Annotated in this window: 16 protein-coding genes; 3 read left to right on the top strand and 13 right to left on the bottom strand. The window is 61.8% G+C overall.

The genetic code is table 11. The annotated features are described in order from the left end of the window. Positions 1-20 precede the first annotated feature (20 nt). The 5 genes from AC27VO_RS03410 to pobA all read right to left on the bottom strand — a co-directional run bounded on the left by AC27VO_RS03410 (position 21) and on the right by pobA (position 4,969). Positions 21-1,013, bottom strand: a complete 993-nt coding sequence (locus tag AC27VO_RS03410) for a Bug family tripartite tricarboxylate transporter substrate binding protein (RefSeq protein WP_488665293.1) — start codon at positions 1,011-1,013, stop codon at positions 21-23. 42 nt (positions 1,014-1,055) lie between these two features. Further along, complete coding sequence (ligK, locus tag AC27VO_RS03405; protein WP_488665292.1) at positions 1,056-1,739, bottom strand: 4-carboxy-4-hydroxy-2-oxoadipate aldolase/oxaloacetate decarboxylase; 684 nt, start codon at positions 1,737-1,739, stop codon at positions 1,056-1,058. A 122-nt stretch (positions 1,740-1,861) separates the two neighbouring features. Then, on the bottom strand, positions 1,862-2,890 hold the full coding sequence (locus AC27VO_RS03400; protein ID WP_488665291.1) for an amidohydrolase family protein: 1,029 nt from the start codon (positions 2,888-2,890) through the stop codon (positions 1,862-1,864). A 53-nt stretch (positions 2,891-2,943) separates the two neighbouring features. Then, a complete protein-coding gene (locus tag AC27VO_RS03395) occupies positions 2,944-3,633 on the bottom strand; it encodes a substrate-binding domain-containing protein (protein WP_488665290.1) in 690 nt (229 codons plus the stop codon). 163 nt (positions 3,634-3,796) lie between these two features. Continuing rightward, complete coding sequence (pobA, locus tag AC27VO_RS03390) at positions 3,797-4,969, bottom strand: 4-hydroxybenzoate 3-monooxygenase (protein ID WP_488665289.1); 1,173 nt, start codon at positions 4,967-4,969, stop codon at positions 3,797-3,799. Between the two features lie 143 nt (positions 4,970-5,112). Between pobA and AC27VO_RS03385 the strand changes: the two genes are divergently transcribed. Continuing rightward, positions 5,113-5,886, top strand: a complete 774-nt coding sequence (locus AC27VO_RS03385; RefSeq protein ID WP_488665288.1) for an IclR family transcriptional regulator domain-containing protein — start codon at positions 5,113-5,115, stop codon at positions 5,884-5,886. A gap of 38 nt (positions 5,887-5,924) precedes the next feature. On the opposite strand, the gene AC27VO_RS03380 is transcribed toward AC27VO_RS03385, so the two are convergent. Further along, positions 5,925-6,818, bottom strand: a complete 894-nt coding sequence (locus AC27VO_RS03380; RefSeq protein ID WP_488665287.1) for a LysR family transcriptional regulator — start codon at positions 6,816-6,818, stop codon at positions 5,925-5,927. Between the two features lie 240 nt (positions 6,819-7,058). Between AC27VO_RS03380 and AC27VO_RS03375 the strand changes: the two genes are divergently transcribed. Next, entirely contained in the window at positions 7,059-8,054 is a 996-nt protein-coding gene (locus AC27VO_RS03375) for a Bug family tripartite tricarboxylate transporter substrate binding protein (protein WP_488665286.1), read from the top strand. A 167-nt stretch (positions 8,055-8,221) separates the two neighbouring features. Here AC27VO_RS03375 and AC27VO_RS03370 read toward each other — a convergent pair whose 3' ends face one another. The 7 genes from AC27VO_RS03370 to AC27VO_RS03340 form a co-directional block, all read right to left on the bottom strand. Then, positions 8,222-8,545: a DUF4148 domain-containing protein gene (locus AC27VO_RS03370; RefSeq protein ID WP_488665285.1), complete on the bottom strand. Its 324-nt coding sequence runs from the start codon at positions 8,543-8,545 to the stop codon at positions 8,222-8,224. Between the two features lie 182 nt (positions 8,546-8,727). Then, a complete protein-coding gene (locus tag AC27VO_RS03365) occupies positions 8,728-9,426 on the bottom strand; it encodes a Crp/Fnr family transcriptional regulator (protein ID WP_488665284.1) in 699 nt (232 codons plus the stop codon). A gap of 22 nt (positions 9,427-9,448) precedes the next feature. Beyond that, on the bottom strand, positions 9,449-10,459 hold the full coding sequence (locus tag AC27VO_RS03360) for a M48 family metalloprotease (RefSeq protein ID WP_488665283.1): 1,011 nt from the start codon (positions 10,457-10,459) through the stop codon (positions 9,449-9,451). An 18-nt stretch (positions 10,460-10,477) separates the two neighbouring features. Beyond that, positions 10,478-11,071: a LemA family protein gene (locus tag AC27VO_RS03355; RefSeq protein WP_488665282.1), complete on the bottom strand. Its 594-nt coding sequence runs from the start codon at positions 11,069-11,071 to the stop codon at positions 10,478-10,480. A 60-nt stretch (positions 11,072-11,131) separates the two neighbouring features. Next, positions 11,132-11,536, bottom strand: coding sequence for a group II truncated hemoglobin (locus AC27VO_RS03350; protein ID WP_488665281.1), 405 nt, complete (start codon positions 11,534-11,536; stop codon positions 11,132-11,134). A gap of 134 nt (positions 11,537-11,670) precedes the next feature. Next, the gene (locus AC27VO_RS03345; protein ID WP_488665280.1) at positions 11,671-12,054 is read right to left on the bottom strand and encodes a TraR/DksA family transcriptional regulator; all 384 of its coding nucleotides are present in this window, start codon (positions 12,052-12,054) and stop codon (positions 11,671-11,673) included. Between the two features lie 188 nt (positions 12,055-12,242). Next, a complete protein-coding gene (locus AC27VO_RS03340) occupies positions 12,243-14,765 on the bottom strand; it encodes an ABC transporter permease (protein WP_488665279.1) in 2,523 nt (840 codons plus the stop codon). Positions 14,766-14,967: 202 nt separating this feature from the next. Between AC27VO_RS03340 and AC27VO_RS03335 the strand changes: the two genes are divergently transcribed. Continuing rightward, complete coding sequence (locus AC27VO_RS03335; RefSeq protein WP_488665278.1) at positions 14,968-16,626, top strand: L-lactate permease; 1,659 nt, start codon at positions 14,968-14,970, stop codon at positions 16,624-16,626. Positions 16,627-16,675: the final 49 nt, after the last annotated feature.

Here is a 16,675-nt window from a genome sequence, read left to right as displayed (position 1 = left end):
TGGCAGCCCTGTCGTGGTTCTTAATCAGGCTTGATACCGGTCTGGTCCACCAGCTTCTGGTAGCGCTGACGCTCGGAGCGAATCAGATCGGCAAACTGTGCGCGGCTGCCAGGCGTCACCTCACCACCCACCGCCGACATGCGCTGGCGCACTTCGGGGGTAGCCAGGGCCTGTTGCACTTCGGCATGCAGCTTGTCGACGATGGACTGGGGCGTGTTCTTGGGCGCTACAAAGCCATACCAAACCGAAGCTTCAAAACCGGGGTAGCCCGATTCCGCAATCGTGGGCACATCCGGGAAGATGCTGGTGCGGCTCGCGCTCAGCGCAGCCAGCACTTTCAGCTTGCCCGACTTGACGTGGGGCAGCGCTTCCAGCGCGTTCACAGCCACCAGCTGCACCTGGCCACCAATGGTGTCGGTGATGGCGGGCGCGCCGCCGCGGTAGGGAATGTGCTGCAGCTCAATACCGGCGGCCTTGGCAAACAGCTCCACCGCCATATGCGGTGTCGCGCCATTGCCGGGGCTGGCAAAAGCAATGGCCTGCGGCTTGGCCTTGGCTGCCGTCACCAGCTCTGCAATGGAGCTGAATGGCACCGAAGGGTTGGCCGCAATCACCACCGGCACGCGCCCGACCTGGGCAATCGGCACCAGGTCACGCTCTGCATCAAACGGGGCGGGCTTGTACAGCGCCATATTGGCGGCCAGCGCATTGGCCGCCAGCATCAGGGTGTAGCCATCTGGAGCTGCATCAATCACCGACTTGACGGCAATATTGGTGCCAGCGCCGGGCTTGTTTTCCACCACCACCGGCTGGCCCATGCGGGTGCCCATGCTCTGGCCGACGGTACGCGCAATGATGTCCACGGCGCCGCCTGCCGCGTAGCCGACCACCACCCGCACGGGTTTGTTCGGGTAGTTGTCCTGGGCCTGCACGGTGGCAGCGCCCATGGCCAGTACGGCCACCCCGCAAGCCAGAACCTGGCGGCGCAAGTGCATCAATGGTTGGTGAATCATGTTCTGTCCCTTGTAGTGTTGGCGTTGTTGTGTTTTTTGCTATCAATCGATGTAGCGCAGACCCGCTTGCGCCAAAGGCTCGCGCATCTTGTACATATCCAGGCCCAGCACGCCGCTGGCCAGCTTGGCGCGCTTTTCACCCTCAAAGCTCTCACGCTTTTGGGCGGCTGCCAGCACTTCGGCAGCCTTGGCAGCAGGCACGCAGACCACGCCGTCGTCGTCGGCCACGATGACATCACCGGGGGTGATGATCTGGCCGGCACACACGACGGGAATGTTCACCGAGCCCAGCGTGGCTTTGATGCAGCCCTTGGACGAGATGGCCTTACTCCAGACCGGGAAGTTCATCTCCTGCAGCGTCTTCACATCGCGCACACCGGCGTCGATGATCAGCGCACGTGCGCCGCGTGACTGAAAGCTGGTGGCCAGCAAATCACCGAAGTAGCCATCGGTGCACTCGGCCGTGATGGCGGCCACGACGATGTCGCCGGGCTGAATCTGCTCAGCCACCACATGCATCATCCAGTTGTCACCCGGGTGCAGCATCACGGTGACGGCCGTGCCCGATACCTGCTGGCCCGCGTAGATGGGGCGCATATAGGGCTTGAGCAGACCGACACGGCCCATGGCCTCGTGCACCGTGGCCGAGCCCAAAGCGCCCAGACCATCGGCGGCCGCACGGTCGGCACGTTGGATATTGCGATAGACCACACCCAGTTCGTACATGGTGCTCTCCTCATTCATTTAAAAAGTGAGCTGCTAGCGCTCGAATTTCCTAAGACTTCATATAAAAACATATGGAAGTCCTTGCGGGACGAGCGCTAGGCACTCTTTTTTCTGCCAGCGCGTTATTTACCCTTGGCCTTCAGCGCGGCATCCAGACGCGTGAACACGCGGCGGGCATTGCCTTCGTACACGGCGTGCTTTTCATCGGCCGTCAGGTTCTGCGTAGCCTCGATGTAGCGCTTGGTGTCGTCGTAGTAGTGGCCGGTCTGCGGGTCGATACCGCGCACGGCGCCGATCATTTCGCTGGCGAACAGAATGTTCTTGGTGGGGATCACTTCCGTCAGCAGGTTGATGCCGGGCTGGTGGTACACGCAGGTGTCGAAGTAGATGTTGTTGAGCAGGTGCTCTTCGAGCAGCGGCTTTTTCATCTCCTGCGCCAGACCACGGAAACGGCCCCAGTGGTAAGGCACAGCGCCGCCGCCATGGGGAATCAGGAACTTCAGGGTGGGGAAGTCCTTGAACAGATCGGAGGTCAGGCACTGCATGAAGGCCGTGGTGTCGGCGTTCAGGTAGTGGCTGCCCGTGGTGTGGAAGCAGCTGTTGCAGCTGGTGGAGACATGGATCATCGCGGGGATGTCGTACTCCACCATCTTTTCGTAGATGGGGTACCAACTCTTGTCAGACAGCGGGGGCGACGTCCAGTGGCCGCCCGATGGATCAGGGTTCAGGTTGATACCCACGTTACCGTACTGCTCCACGCACTTGACCAGCTCAGGAATGCAGGTCTTGGGGTCCACGCCCGGCGACTGCGGCAGCATGGCGGCAGGAATGAAGTGGTCCGGAAACAGCTCGCTGACGCGGTAGCACAACTCATTGCAGATGGCCGCCCAGGTGCTGGACGTCTCAAACCCGCCAATGTGGTGGGCCATGAACGAAGCGCGTGGGCTGAAGATGGTCAGGTCCGAGCCGCGCTCTTTCATCAGGCGCAGCTGGTTGGTTTCGATGGTCTCGCGGATCTCATCATCGCTGATCTTCAAATCGCTGGCCTTGGGAGCCTGGCTTGGGTCTTTCAGGCCCGCAATCTGCAAATCGCGCCATGCGCCCAGCGCAGCCGGTGCCGTGGTGTAGTGACCGTGTACGTCGATGATCATGTCGTCCCCTTGAATAAAAACGGCACCCGCTGTGCGCCGGTGCATGAAATGGATCAGGCCGCTGCCATGCCTTGCGCGCGCTTGGCGGCATCGGCTTGCGGCGCGGCCATGAAGGCCAGCAGTGCCTGCACGGCTTGCGCCTGGGCAGAGCCACGCACCACAGCCCCGGAGAAAATGGTGTCAATCGCCACGGCGGCGGGCAAATTGCCCACGATGGTGATGCCGGACACATGAATCAGCTCACTCAGCTGCTGAAAGCCCAGCGCCACTTCCCCGTCGGCCACCAGGCGCGCCACCGGTACACCAGGCCGGGCCTGCACCAGACGGGGCTGCAGCAGCTCAGCCATGCCCCAGCGTTGAAACAGTTTTTGCAGCGCCACGCCGCTGGGCCCGGTTGAGTAACCGATGCGGGGCGCCGCCAGCACGGCCGCACACAGCGCGGTTTCAGTGCTGATATCCGGCAGGGCTGCACCCGCAGGCACCGCCACGGCGGTGGTAGACAGCATCAAATCCACCTTGCTGCCTGCCACGGCGTGGCCGCTGGCAATCAGCTTGTCAATCGCATCCGACGCCAGAAACACCACATCCAGGGCTTCACCGGCCTGCACGCGCTGGGCCGCATCCACCCCCCCCACAGATTCCAGCGCCAGCGCGGCACCGCCTTGCGCCTGCCAGTCCTGGGCCAGCTGCGCCAGCACCAGGCGGGTGGCCATGGAAGAAATGCCTTTGATTGCGGTATTCACGCCGACGTCTCCAATCGATTCAAGCTGTTACTAATTGGCATAGCCCTTATGGGGCGTGCTACAGGCTTTTCATCCATTGTGAAGAGCGAACCGCTGTATGACTAGGCACAAGCCGGGCTAACAGCTATGCCCACAAGGCATAGCTAGACTGACCTGCTGCCTCTTACAGCGCCAGACCGACGTAGTTCTCTGCCAACGCCGTGGCCGCTGCCCGCGAACGCACGGTGTAGCCCAGCTCGGCCTGCTGCATCTTGGCGCCGAAGTCGCCGTTTTCCGGAAAGTGGTGCAGCATCGATGTCATCCACCACGAGAAGCGCTCGGCATTCCAGATGCGCCGCAGACAGCGCTCCGAATACAGTGCAATCCCTTCGCCCGATCCTTGCTGGTAGAACTGCACCAGCGCCTGGTGCAGATAGCCCACGTCAGACGCCGCCAGATTCAGCCCCTTGGCACCCGTGGGCGGCACGATGTGGGCCGCATCTCCCGCCAAAAACATGCGGCCAAAGCGCATGGGTTCGGTCACAAAGCTGCGCAGCGGGGCAATGCTTTTCTCGAGCGAAGGACCTGTGACCAGATTGGCGCGCGCTTGCGGGTCCAGGCGCAACTTGAGCTCCTCCCAGAAACGCGCATCGCTCCAGTCCTCGACCTTGTCGGTCAGCGGCACCTGCAGGTAATAGCGGCTTCGCGTGCGGCTGCGCTGGCTGCACAGGGCAAAGCCACGTTCGGTGTGGGCATAGATCAGCTCGTCCGAGACAGGCGGCGTGTCCGACAACAGTCCCAGCCAGCCAAAGGGGTAGATTTTTTCAAAGGTCTTGATCTGGTCTGGCGGGACGCTTGCGCGGCACACGCCATGAAAGCCATCACAACCGGCAATAAAGTCGCATTCCAGCGTGTGCTGGACGCCGTCTTTTTCATAGGTCACGCGCGGCTGCTCCCCGTCAAAGCCCAAGGGCTGCACATGGGCTGCCTCATAGACCGTGGTCAATCCCGCCGCCGCACGTGCCGCCATCAGGTCACGCGTGACCTCGGTCTGCCCATAGACCATCACGCTCTTGCCGCCGGTCAAAGCATGCAGGTCAATGCGGTGGCGCTGCCCCTCGAACAGCAGCTCAATACCCTCGTGCGGTAGACCTTCGGCATGCATGCGCTCGGCCGCACCAGCCGCCTCCAGCAAATCCACACTCACCTGCTCCAGCACCCCGGCGCGGATACGGCCCAGCACATAGTCGGCGCTGCGCTGCTCCAAGATGATGTTGTCAATGCCCGCCTTGTACAGCAGCTGACCGAGCAGCAGACCGGCAGGGCCTGCACCAATGATGGCAACGGGGGTGTGCATGGGATGTCTCCGTATGTTCTTTTGAATTCCGAAGCCCCAAGCCTAGTTTTGCGGCACATCAAGCACCATGCACTCCCCATGTGCTTTGCGCGATCATCGCGCAGCTTGTGCGATGATCGCGCAAAACATCGGATTCATCTCGCATGCCTGACATCGCCCACGCGGATTACATTGCTGGCTTGGCCAAAGGCTTGGCCGTGCTGGAGAGTTTTGACACCGAGCGCCAGCGCCTGAATGCCACGCAGGCCGCGCAACGCGCTGGCATCACACGGGCAGCAGCGCGGCGCCACCTGCTGACACTGGCACACCTGGGCTACTTGGAAAGCGATGGCCAACATTTCTGGCTGGCCCCCAAGGTGCTGCGCCTATCGGGCAGCTACCTGGCCTCTGCCCGCCTGCCACGCACCGTGCAGCCCACACTGACGCGGCTGGCCGTGCAGACCGGACTGTCGTGCTCTGCGGTGGTGCTGGACGGCGATGAAATCGTGATCGTGGCGCGCAGCGCCACATCTGAGCAAGCCGAACGGCGCCTGGCCCACGGCCTGCACCTGGGCAGCCGGCTGCCGGTACACGCCACATCCACGGGCCGGGTGCTGCTCGCCAGCATGGATGATGGAACGCTGGAGCAATGGCTGCGCAGCCACACCCTGCCACGGCTGACAGCGCATACCGTCACCTCCGCACAACAATTGCAATCGCTGCTGTATGCCGTGCGCCAGCAAGACTTTGCGGCAGCCCGTGAAGAGCATGAACTGGGCGTGCAGGCCCTGGCTGTTCCACTGCGCAACAGCATGGGCCACACACTGGCGGCCTTGAATGTGGTGTGCCATCCGCAACGCATGAGCATGCAGCGTATGCAGCAAGAGTTGCTGCCACTGCTGCAAGAAGCCGCCCGCGATTTGCGGCCGATGCTGTAGGCCTCGCTGAACGCTGCCGCAGCCGTACGCCGCTTCGGCTACACCTTGGCCCGCTGGCTCAGCTTGCGCAGCACTTCGGCCGTGTGCTTCATCAACGGTGTGGCCTGTTTTTTGGAAGACTGCACCAGGCACAAGGTGCTGACAATGCCGGGTTGCACAATCGGCAGCACCGCCAAGCTGGCATCACCTGCTGCGTGGTGCAGTGCACTGGCTGTCAGCGCTGCATAGCCGTAGCCACGGCGCACCAAATCCAGAATGGTAGGAACGCTGGACACCTCCCACACCACATTGAGCTTGACCTGGGACAGCGTGGCCTGGGCTTCCATCAGCTTGCGGAAGATCTGCCCGTGCTGCGGCATGATCAATGGAAACTGCGACAACTCACTGAACAGCACCCGTTCGCGCCCCTGCAGTGCTGGGCCCGGGCCAATCAGGCACAGCGCCTCCTCCAGCAAAGGCTGTACCTCGATGTTCGCATTCGGCTCTGGGGTATAGACCAGACCCAGATCCATGCGCCCGGACATCAGCAACTCCGCAATGTGCACGGAAAAGCCTTCCACCACAGCCAGCCGCGCCTTGGGCATTTCCTTGCTGAAGATATCAATCAGCGGCAGCGTCAAGCTGCGCGCCAGGCTGGGTGGCAAACCCACCACAATGCGCCCTACCGGCTCATCCCGGTGACTGCCCAGATCTTCTTTGGCCAAGGCCACACGCTGCATGATGCCGTGGCCATGCTCCAGCAAACGACGGCCCGCATCGGTCAGCGCGACACCACGGCCCGTACGAATTAGCAAGGTCTCGCGCAACTCGATCTCCAGCGCACGCACCTGGCGGCTCAGCGCAGGCTGTGCAATATCCAGCTGCAAGGCGGCCTTGCTGAAGCTGCCGGTTTCCGCGACATGCACAAAAGTTTCGATTTGCTGCAGATTCATGATTCAGGCCTGTAAGCAAGACACCGGAGAAAGAGCGCACGCCCTGTACGCACAGCCTAGGGAATACACCAATCAGCTATGCTGCTTTGTTATACCTGTTAGCCGAAGAGATTGCTGGAAATTTTGCCCTATCTTGAGACAATCCATTTAGACCAAGTCTAAATAGCGGTTACAGCTATACCTGGTTTGCATGACAACAAGGGGCTTTGCCCGCACAACCACAGGCCTTCTGGAGACAACATGACCTTCTCTTCATCCAAAATGACGCGCCGCAGTGCCAGCATGGCCCTGGGCGCTCTGGCCCTGAGCGCCGTAAGCGGCCTGCGTGCCCAGACCAACTGGCCCACCAAGTCGGTGCGCATCATCAACCCCTTCCCGGTTGGTGGCGGCCCTGATGGCACTTCGCGCATCCTGTCCGAAAAGCTCGGACGCCTGTGGAACCACCCCGTGGTGGTGGAAAACCGTCCTGGCGGCAACGGCTTCATTGCCATCGATGCGTTCAAGCGTGGTGCCACCGATGGCACGGACATCATCCAGCTGGACAATGTGCACATCGCGGCCTACCCCGCGCTGTTCAAAAAGCTGCCCTACGACGTCCAGAAGGACTTCAAGATCGTGCTGCCCCTGTTCCGCACCTTCTTCTTTGTCTGCGTGGCCAATGACAGCCCCTACAAAACCGTGGCAGACCTGATTGCCGATGCCAAGGCCAAGCCTGGCCTGCTGAACTACGGCTCTTGGTCTGTGGGCAACCCCGTGCACCTGGGCTCGGCGCTGCTGGAGTCGCTGACAGGCACCAAGATGGAACACGTCATCTTCAAGGAAACCAGCCAGCTCTACACCAGCGTCGCTAACGGCGAACTGGCGTTTGCCCTGGGCTCGTCCGGCACTGCCGGCCCCCTGGCACGCTCTGGCAAGCTGCGCTTCCTGGCCGTCATGGCTCCGCACCGCCTCAAGGGCTATGAAGATGTGCCGACCATCGCCGAATCCGGCGGTCCTGCCGAAGCCATCGTCACAGGCTGGAATGCCTTCGCCGTCTCGCCCCAGACACCCGATGCCGTGGTCGCCAAGATTCGCCAGGATGTGACCACTGCCCTGCGCGATCCGGATATTCAGCCCAAATTCCAGACCTTCGGCTATGAAAGCTACTTCCCCTCCGAAGCGGAGTTCCAGAAATTCATGGCCGATGAGACCAAGAAGTTCACCGACGTGATCCGCCGCGCACAAATGTCGCTGTAAGCAGCACAGCCAGCGCAAAAAAAGGGCAAGTCATCGTGAGATGGCTTGCCCTTACTTGTATGCCCTTGTCACTTTCAGCAGCCTGGCAGGCTGTGCATCCTGAATCTTCAAAGAGCGTTACATCGCTGGTATGCCCTGTTGGGCTGTGATTTTTATCGTTATCTCCATCAAGGCCGAGACACGGTGCCTTGCGGCGCAACCGCTGGGGATGCAGCCGGCACAGACGACGCAGACGACTGCGTGGCCGTGGATGCACGGTTTTGCTGCAGGTAACGCTGGTATTCAGGGCTTTGAGCACTGTCGCTATAGCCTGTGGGATTGGCCACAAACGTCATGCCAGCTGCATGCCACTGCTGCAAATCGGCCAGCACTTGTTCGCGGCTCAAGCCTGGGGCTGCATCGGGTGCAGAAACTGTTGGGGTACTTTGCGCATGGGCTGCCGCACTGCAACCCAATGCCAGCACAGCACATGCAAAAAATCGGTCAAACATTCAAAAACTCCTTCACTGACCTGAAGGCACCGGCGACGCCAGTGGCACTTCATGGGTAAGGAGTGTCGGCTGCACCGCCGCGGGTGTCTGTGCGTTTTCTCACGTTGAAGATGTAAAAACCGTAGCAAGCGCGGTATGAGCCATGCCAAGACGCCATACACCAAGCGGCCCAGCGGCCGTATTCACTGCGCCTCGGCCAGTGCAATCAAGCCATCCACATTGCACAGCACAATGCTGCGCCCCTGGCGCTGCAGCAAGCCCAGTCGCACCAGGCGCGACATCTCGCGCGCCACCTCTTCCCGGCTGGCACCCAAAAATGCAGCCAGACTGGCCTGTGTCGGACTCGGAGACAGCACCACCTGGTTGCCCACCACCCTTTGGCGCTGTGCCAGGCCCAGCAGCCGCATGTGCAGGCGGCTGCGGACATTCAATGTCCCCATATCCACCACACGCTCCACCAGCTGCCACAACAGGTCCGTGGCATTGTTCAAGATACCCAGCACAATGACAGAGTCCACCAGCAGCAGCGCTTCTGCCTCCGTTTTATCCAGAACGGTCAGCAACGTGGGCTCCGTCGCAACCACACGCATGGCACGCGGGATCGACGCCGTCTCCAGGGTATTGCCAAACAACTGCCCCGGAAAAAGCTCCCCCAGCAGCATCTCTTTACCCTGCACATTGGTACACGACACCTGCAACTGCCCTGACAGCAGCACATGCACCCTGGACTCATGAAATGGCGCGTTCACGACATCACCTGCCTCCAGGACACACCAGCGCATTTGCTGTGCCAGCACCTGCAAACGCGCCGTATCCAGGTGGGCGAAAGCAGGCACCGCACGCAACAACTGCCAGGACATGGTGGAACGGGGAGCAGACATCGTCAGACTTTCGAGCCTAGCGCTAGGGCGCACGCACGTCATTCGCCAAAGGCAGACCACGCATGGGGCGGCCATAAATACGCGCTACGCGTGCCTCCAGCGGCGGATGCGCATCCAGCCAGTGCTCCAGTTTGCTGCTGTGCGGCGTTTCCGCCAGCAGCATGTGTTGTACCAAGGGGTGGTTCAAGCCTGTGTGGCTGCGGTGATCGGCCTGCCAGCCACCCGCAAAACCCTGTGCCATGCGTCGCTGCGTCATCACCTTGCGCAGCACACCGCCCAAGGCATCGCGGCTGCGCGTCCACTGTACGGCGCGGGCATCGGCCAAGTATTCGCGCTGGCGCGAAACGGCCGCCTTGAGCAGTTGGCCGCTGAACCAGCCCACCCAGCCAGCCGCCATCACGGCATTGCCAAACCACCAGCCCAGCCCACCGCGTTCACGCAAACTCTCGCCAAAGTGGTAGACCAGCTCCAGCCCACTCACCATGCCAGCCAGCTGCATATTCAGACGCGTATCGCCTTCCTTGAGGTGGGACAGCTCATGCGCCACCAGCCCCTGCATTTCATCGCGCGAAAGATAGTCCAGTGCGCCCTGGGTCACGGCCACCACTGCGTCTTCATCGGTCCAGCCGGCCGCAAAAGCGTTGATCGCTTCCGCACGTGCCAGCACCACCACCAGGGGGGAGCGCATCTGCGCCGCCACACACATTTCCTGCACGATGTTGCAAAGCTGCTGTTCAGCCGGTGACTGCGCGGGCCGTGCTTCACGCGCACCGATGCGCTGCGCCAGCTTGTGCCCGCCTTCGCTGAGCTGCTCATAGGTCAGCCACCAGCCGCCCAGAATCAGAAACAAGGTCACCCCAATATTGACCGCGACAAAGCCCTTGGGATAGTCAAACTGCGCGAAAAGCAGCAGCCACGCCAGCGTCAGACCGCCGTGCACGGCGGCCAGTGCCAACACCACACAGAGGCCAAACAGCAGCAACAGCCAGCGCGTAGAGCGCCGTGCATCGGTTTGCCAATCCCAAAAACGCATGATGCAGGGAGCTGAACCTTAGAAACGCACCTGAGGTGCGCTGCGCTCTTGCGCATTCGTGGTCGATTGCAGCATGTCCTCGTGTGCAAAGCCCAGCAGGCGTGCGCACAGCAGATCCGGGAACTGGCTAGCTTTGTCGTTGAATTCCATGACCTGGTCGTTGTACGCCTGGCGCGCAAAACCAATGCGGTTTTCGGTGCTGGAAATTTCTTCGCTAAGGCGTTGCATTTGTGCATCGGCCTTCAGCTCGGGGTAGCTCTCCACCACCATCATGAGCTTGCCCAGATTGCCCCCCAGCGCCTGCTCAGCGGCTGACAAGGCGGCCAGCTCCTGCGCGCCGCGTGCATGATTGCGCAAAGCATCGCTGGCCTGCACCGCCTGGCCACGCGCACGCGTGACGGCTTCCAGCGTAGTGGCTTCATGCTGCATATAGCCGCGCGCCACTTCCACCAGGTTGGGGATCAGGTCATAACGGCGTTTGAGCTGCACATCAATCTGTGCCCATGCGTTTTCCACACGATTGCGCAACTGGCGCAGCCGGTTGTAAACCGCCACCGCCCACAAGGCCAGCGCCACCAGCGCCAGCAACACGACCCAGCCCATTGTTCCCATCTGCCTGCCCTCCTGATGTCTATCGAGTCAGAGCATGTTAAAGCACGATGAGAAAAAGACTCACACGCCTTTGTTGCGCATCCAGTCTGCGGTTTGCATAAAACTGGCTTTCAGGCGCGTCCGCAGCGCAGCGGGCACCTCGGTTTCGCACATGGCCTGGTCCATGCAAGCCACCCATTGGTCACGCTCCAGAATGCCGATGGAAAAAGGCATGTGGCGCATGCGCAGGCGTGGATGGCCAAAACGCTCGACAAAGTAGTCAGGGCCACCCAGCCAGCCGCACAGGAACCAGAATAGCTTCTGGCGTGCCTCCTCCAGCGTGCTGCCGTGGGCTGCGCGCAGCTCGGCGTAGCCGGGCTCCAGATCCATCAGATCGTAAAAGCGATCCACCAGGCGGCGCACCGGGGCTTCACCACCGATCCATTCAAAGGGCGTGTCGTAGGGAGGTTTTTCTTCAATCTGCATAGCACACAGCACTCACAACAAGCGGCCCACCCCAGATGGCAGGCCGTAAGAAGCTGCCAGTGTGCCAGCGGCAGCAAGGCAGCCGCTGCGCTGGGGTTAAGTGCGCTGCCCGCTGTGCCGTGGCGAATGCGGCGTCAAGCGCGTCGTGGCTTCTTGGCTTCGTACAGCGTCTGGCACTGGATGCAGCGCTTGGCCGAAGGAAAAGCCTGCAGCCGCGCCAGCGCGATGCCTTTGCCGCAATCGATGCATTCGCCATAGCTGCCGTCCGCCACGCGTTGCAGCGCGGCGCGCACATCCTGCAGCTCCTGGCGGTCGCGCATGATTTCGGCGTGCCGCACTTCACGGTCGGACGTGTCGCGCGTCTGGTTGGCATCCGGCTCACGCGGCAAATCCTCCGCGTCCTCGGCCTGCTGTTCTGTCTCGTCGTCGGCAGCTTCTATTTCTTGCAGCAATTGTTTTTCACGCTGCAGCAAGGTGTTTTGAAGGGCCTGGATCTGGGTGTGTGTCAATGTGCTCATGAACCCAGCATGCGCCTGCAATGCACATGTGGCAATGGGAACAGCACGCGTGTGCACGTCATCCTGCTTTAACGCAAGGATTTGATAAAAAAGAAGAGCATCCAGCACTTACCCACAAATCACTTCAAAGTGTTTGATAGACAAAACAAAGCCATCACGCAGGCTAGCCGCTCACTTTTTTAATTCATCTACTCTGCTGTCGCGCGCAAACTGTGCATCACCGGGCGCTGCAACACTTCACGCAGTCCCCACCAGCCGGCCAGCCAGGCCAGTGTTGCCCCCGCTAGAGCACCAGCCAAAGGCACCCACCACGCGGCCGTCCAGGCAAATTCAAACACCCAGCGCGCCAGGGCCCAGCCAACCGCCATGGCGACCACGCTGGCCAAAAAACCGGCCAGCAGGCCCACACCCACCAGCTCTGCCCGCTGCACCTGGCGCAGCAACCGGCTTTGCGCCCCCATGGCGCGCATGATGGCGTACTCCCGCGCACGCTCCTCGCGTGTGGCCGTCACCGCTGCGAACAGCACCACCAGACCAGCCACCAGCGTGAAGGCAAACAGCAGCTCCACCGCACGGATCACCTGATTGAGCACGCGCTGCACCTGGGCAATGGTGCTGTCCATATCCACATTCGTCACATTGGGGAATTGGCGCAGCAGCGCGTTGTCGAACCCAGTCTGTAGCGGTGCGCGGTAGGCCGCCATATAGGTGGCGGGCACATCCGGGACCTGCGCCACAGGAAAGAGAATAAAGAAATTGGCCCGCATGCTGCCCCAGTCCACCTTGCGCAGACTGGTCACACGCGCACTGTGGCGCATGCCGCCAATGTCAAACTCCAGGGCATCGCCCAGCTGCAGGCCCAGCGTCTTGGCAATGCCTTCTTCCACGCTGGCACCCTCGGCCTCACCGCTGTGCCACGCGCCAGCCACCACCCGGTTTTTGGCAGGCAGCTGCGCCGTGCTGGAGAGGTTGAACTCCCGATCGACCATGCGCTGGGCGCGCTCATTGACATAGTCGTCCGGCGATACGGCCCGCCCATTGACCGCGACAAGCCGCCCGCGAATCATGGGATACCAGTCGTAATGCGACACCCCGGCTGCGCGCAAATGCGCCTGAAAAGCCTCGGCCTGATCCGGCATGATGTTGATCACAAAGCGGTTAGCCGCATCCTGTGGTGTCGCCTGGCGCCAACTGCTGACCAGGTCTGTGCGCAGCAGCGCCAACAGCACCAAAGCCAGCAGCCCCACAGCCAGGCTGCTGACCTGCACCACCACATAGCCCGGCCTTGCAGCCAGCTGGCGTGTGGCCAAAAGCAGCCAGCGCGGCGCACCCGCCTTGGGCATGGCACGGCGCAGCAGTTGCACGGCCAGCCAGGCCAGTCCCGCAAACGCCAGCGTGGCCACGGCAAAGCCTCCAACGGCAATCCCGCCCAACGCTGCATCGCGGCTCACCGCCATCAGCAATGCAGCAAAGCCCAGCACCCCCACCAGCAACACACCCGCAGAGGCAGGCCGAATTCCCCCCACATCGCGGCGCAGCACGCGCAGCGGCGGCACCTGTGCCAGCTGCAGCACGGGGGGCAGGCCAAACGCCAGCAACAGCGTCATGCCCATCCCCACCCCAAAGCCCACGGGCCAAAGGTTGGGCGCCGGCAAACCATCGGCCACCAGCCCAGCCAGCAGCCACACAAAACCGTGGTGCACAGCCCAACCCAACGCCACGCCCAGCACACTGGCGAATAAACCCACCAGTGCAAACTCCAGCGTGTACGCTGCGGCGATGGTGCGCTGGCTCAAGCCCAGCACGCGCAACATGGCCGCCGTATCCAGATGGCGCTGCGCAAACGCGCGCGCCGCCAGCGCCACAGCCACCGCCGACAGCAAGGCCGCCAGCAGCGCCACCAGACTCAGGAACTTCTCGCCGCGCTCAAGCGTGCGGCGCATCTCGGGACTGCCGCTTTCCAGCGTTTCCACACGGCGGCCACCGCGGCCATGCTCACCAACTTGTGCTTTGGCCCACTCCAGATAACGCGCCAGTGCGGGGGGCTGATCCCCGGCCACCGCCAAACGCCAGGTGATGCGGCTGGCGGGCTGCACCAGGCCTGTGGCCACCAAGTCCTGGACATGAATCATCACGCGCGGTGCAAAGCTCATGAAACCTGCACCCCGATCAGGCTCGGCGGTCAGCAGTTGTGCAATGCGCAAGCTGGTATCGCCCAGCAGCAAGGTATCGCCCACCTGCAACTCCAGCGCCGCCAGCAAAGCCGCATCCACCCAAGCCTGCCCAGCAGCGGGGATCTGATCAGTGGGCGCATCCGCTTGCCCCGCAGCAGCAGCCACACGCAGTTGCCCGCGCAGGGGGTAACCCGGCTCCACGGCCTTCAAGGCGATCAGGCGCGCATTGCCACCGCGCTCGGGCGTGGCACGCGCCATGGTGGGAAAGCTCAGCGTCGTGGCATGGCGCAGTCCTTCTTGTTGTGCCTGCTGCACAAAGGCCTGCAACTGCGCGTCATGGCTGGCAATGACCACATCCCCACCCAGCAGCTGCTGGGCATCGCGCGCCAGCCCGGCCTCCAGCCGGTTGGCAAAAAATGCCACCGATGTCAGCGCTGCCACCGCCAGGGCCACCGCCACCCACAGCAGGCGCAGCTCACCTGCACGCGCATCGCGCCACAGCGTGCGCCACCCCAGTTGCAAAAAGCTCATCGTCATGAGCGACACATTAACCGATGCAGGTGCTATCACTTTCCACGCAGACCCTTGAGCAAACCCGCACTGAAATCATTTGCAATGCGTTTGATATTTTTTCCCCTGCGCCCGACTCACGGGTAAACCCCTTATGTCGCGTGCACGTCCATCGCGACGATGGCCCTCCTTCAACATAACTTTTAAAAATCGAGAGGAGAGAGTCACCATGGTTTGGCAACAAATCTACGACCCGATGGGCAATATGTGGATCTCCACATTGCTGGCCGCCATTCCTGTGGTGGTCATGCTGGTGGGCTTGGGCTTTTTGCACATGAAAGCCCACATCGCTGCAGGAGCAGGCTTGATCGCCGCGCTGCTGATCGCAGTTTTCGTCTACAGCATGCCTGCCGACATGGCCGGCCGCGCTGCGTTGTTTGGTGGTTTCACCGGTCTGCTGCCGATTGGCTGGATCGTGCTGAACATCATCTTCCTGCACCAGCTGACCGAGCAAAACGGCAGCTTCAAGGTGCTCCAGGACTCGCTGTCCGGCATCACGGAAGACCGCCGCATTCAGTTGCTGCTGATCGCCTTCTCGTTTGGTGCATTCTTTGAAGGTGCTGCCGGCTTCGGCACCCCCGTGGCCGTGACCGCCGCCATCCTGATCGGCCTGGGCTTTTCGCCGCTGGCCGCTTCGGGCCTGTCGCTGATCGCCAATACCGCCCCTGTGGCCTTCGGCGCGCTGGGTACGCCCGTGATCACACTGGCCAAGGTGCACGGCTACGATTTGATGGAAGTGACCGCCATGATTGGCCGCCAGCTGCCGTTCTTCTCGGTGCTGGTGCCGTTCTGGCTGATCTGGGCCTTTGCTGGCCGCAAGGGCATGATGGAAATCTGGCCCGCCATTCTGGTGGCCGGCGTGTCGTTCGCCATTCCCCAGTACCTGGTCTCCAACTTCATGGGGCCTGAGCTGGTGGACATCATCGCGGCCCTGGTGTCGATGATCTCCCTGGTAGGCTTTCTGCGTGTCTGGCAGCCCAAGAAGATCTGGACCTCGGCCGCCATTCGCGGCAAGGACATCAGCGCTTCGGAAATCAAGCCCGCCCAGCCCCGCGTGCAGCACAGCAAGAGCGCACTGATTGCCGCCTGGACGCCCTGGGTCATCCTGTCCGTATTTGTGTTCATCTGGGGCATGCCTCCCGTGAAGGCCTGGCTGAACTCGCTGTTCGCGCCGTCCTTCCCCATGGTTGGCCTGCACAACATGATTGAGAAGATGCCCCCAGTGGTGGCTGGCCCGACCAAGGAAGGTGCCGTCTACGTGCTGAACCTGCTGTCGGCCACCGGTACCGCCATCTTGTTGGCCGCCATCGTCAGCGCATTCGTCATGAAGTACAACCCGATCAAGATCGTGGCGACCTTCTTCAAGACCATCTGGCTGGTGCGCTACTCGCTGCTGACCATTGTGCTGATGCTGGCCCTGGGCACGCTGACACGCTACTCCGGCACCGACACCACACTGGGTCTGGCCTTTGCCAAAACCGGCATCCTCTACCCCTTCTTTGGCACTTTGATGGGCTGGCTGGGCGTGGCACTGACCGGCTCCGACACGGCATCGAACGTGCTGTTCGGTGGCATGCAAAAGGTGGCTGCCGAGCAGCTGGGCCTGTCGCCCAACCTGATGGGCGCCGCCAACAGCTCCGGCGGCGTGATGGGCAAGATGATCGATGCCCAGTCCATCGTGGTGGCTTCGACCGCGACCCGCTGGTTCGACCATGAAGGCGACATCCTGCGCTATGTGTTCTTCCACTCGATCGCGCTGGCCTGCTTGATGGGCATCTTCGTGACGCTGCAAGCCTATGTCTGGCCCTTCCACCTGATGGTGAACTGACCCCTTGCGGCCTAGCGCCGCCATGGTCAGCCCATAAAAAAGCCGCATG

The sequence above is a fragment of the Comamonas sp. 14P8.1.4 genome, assembly GCF_057799285.1.
Note: the sequence above shows the minus strand (reverse complement) of the source record. Positions and strands in the feature narration are given on the sequence as shown.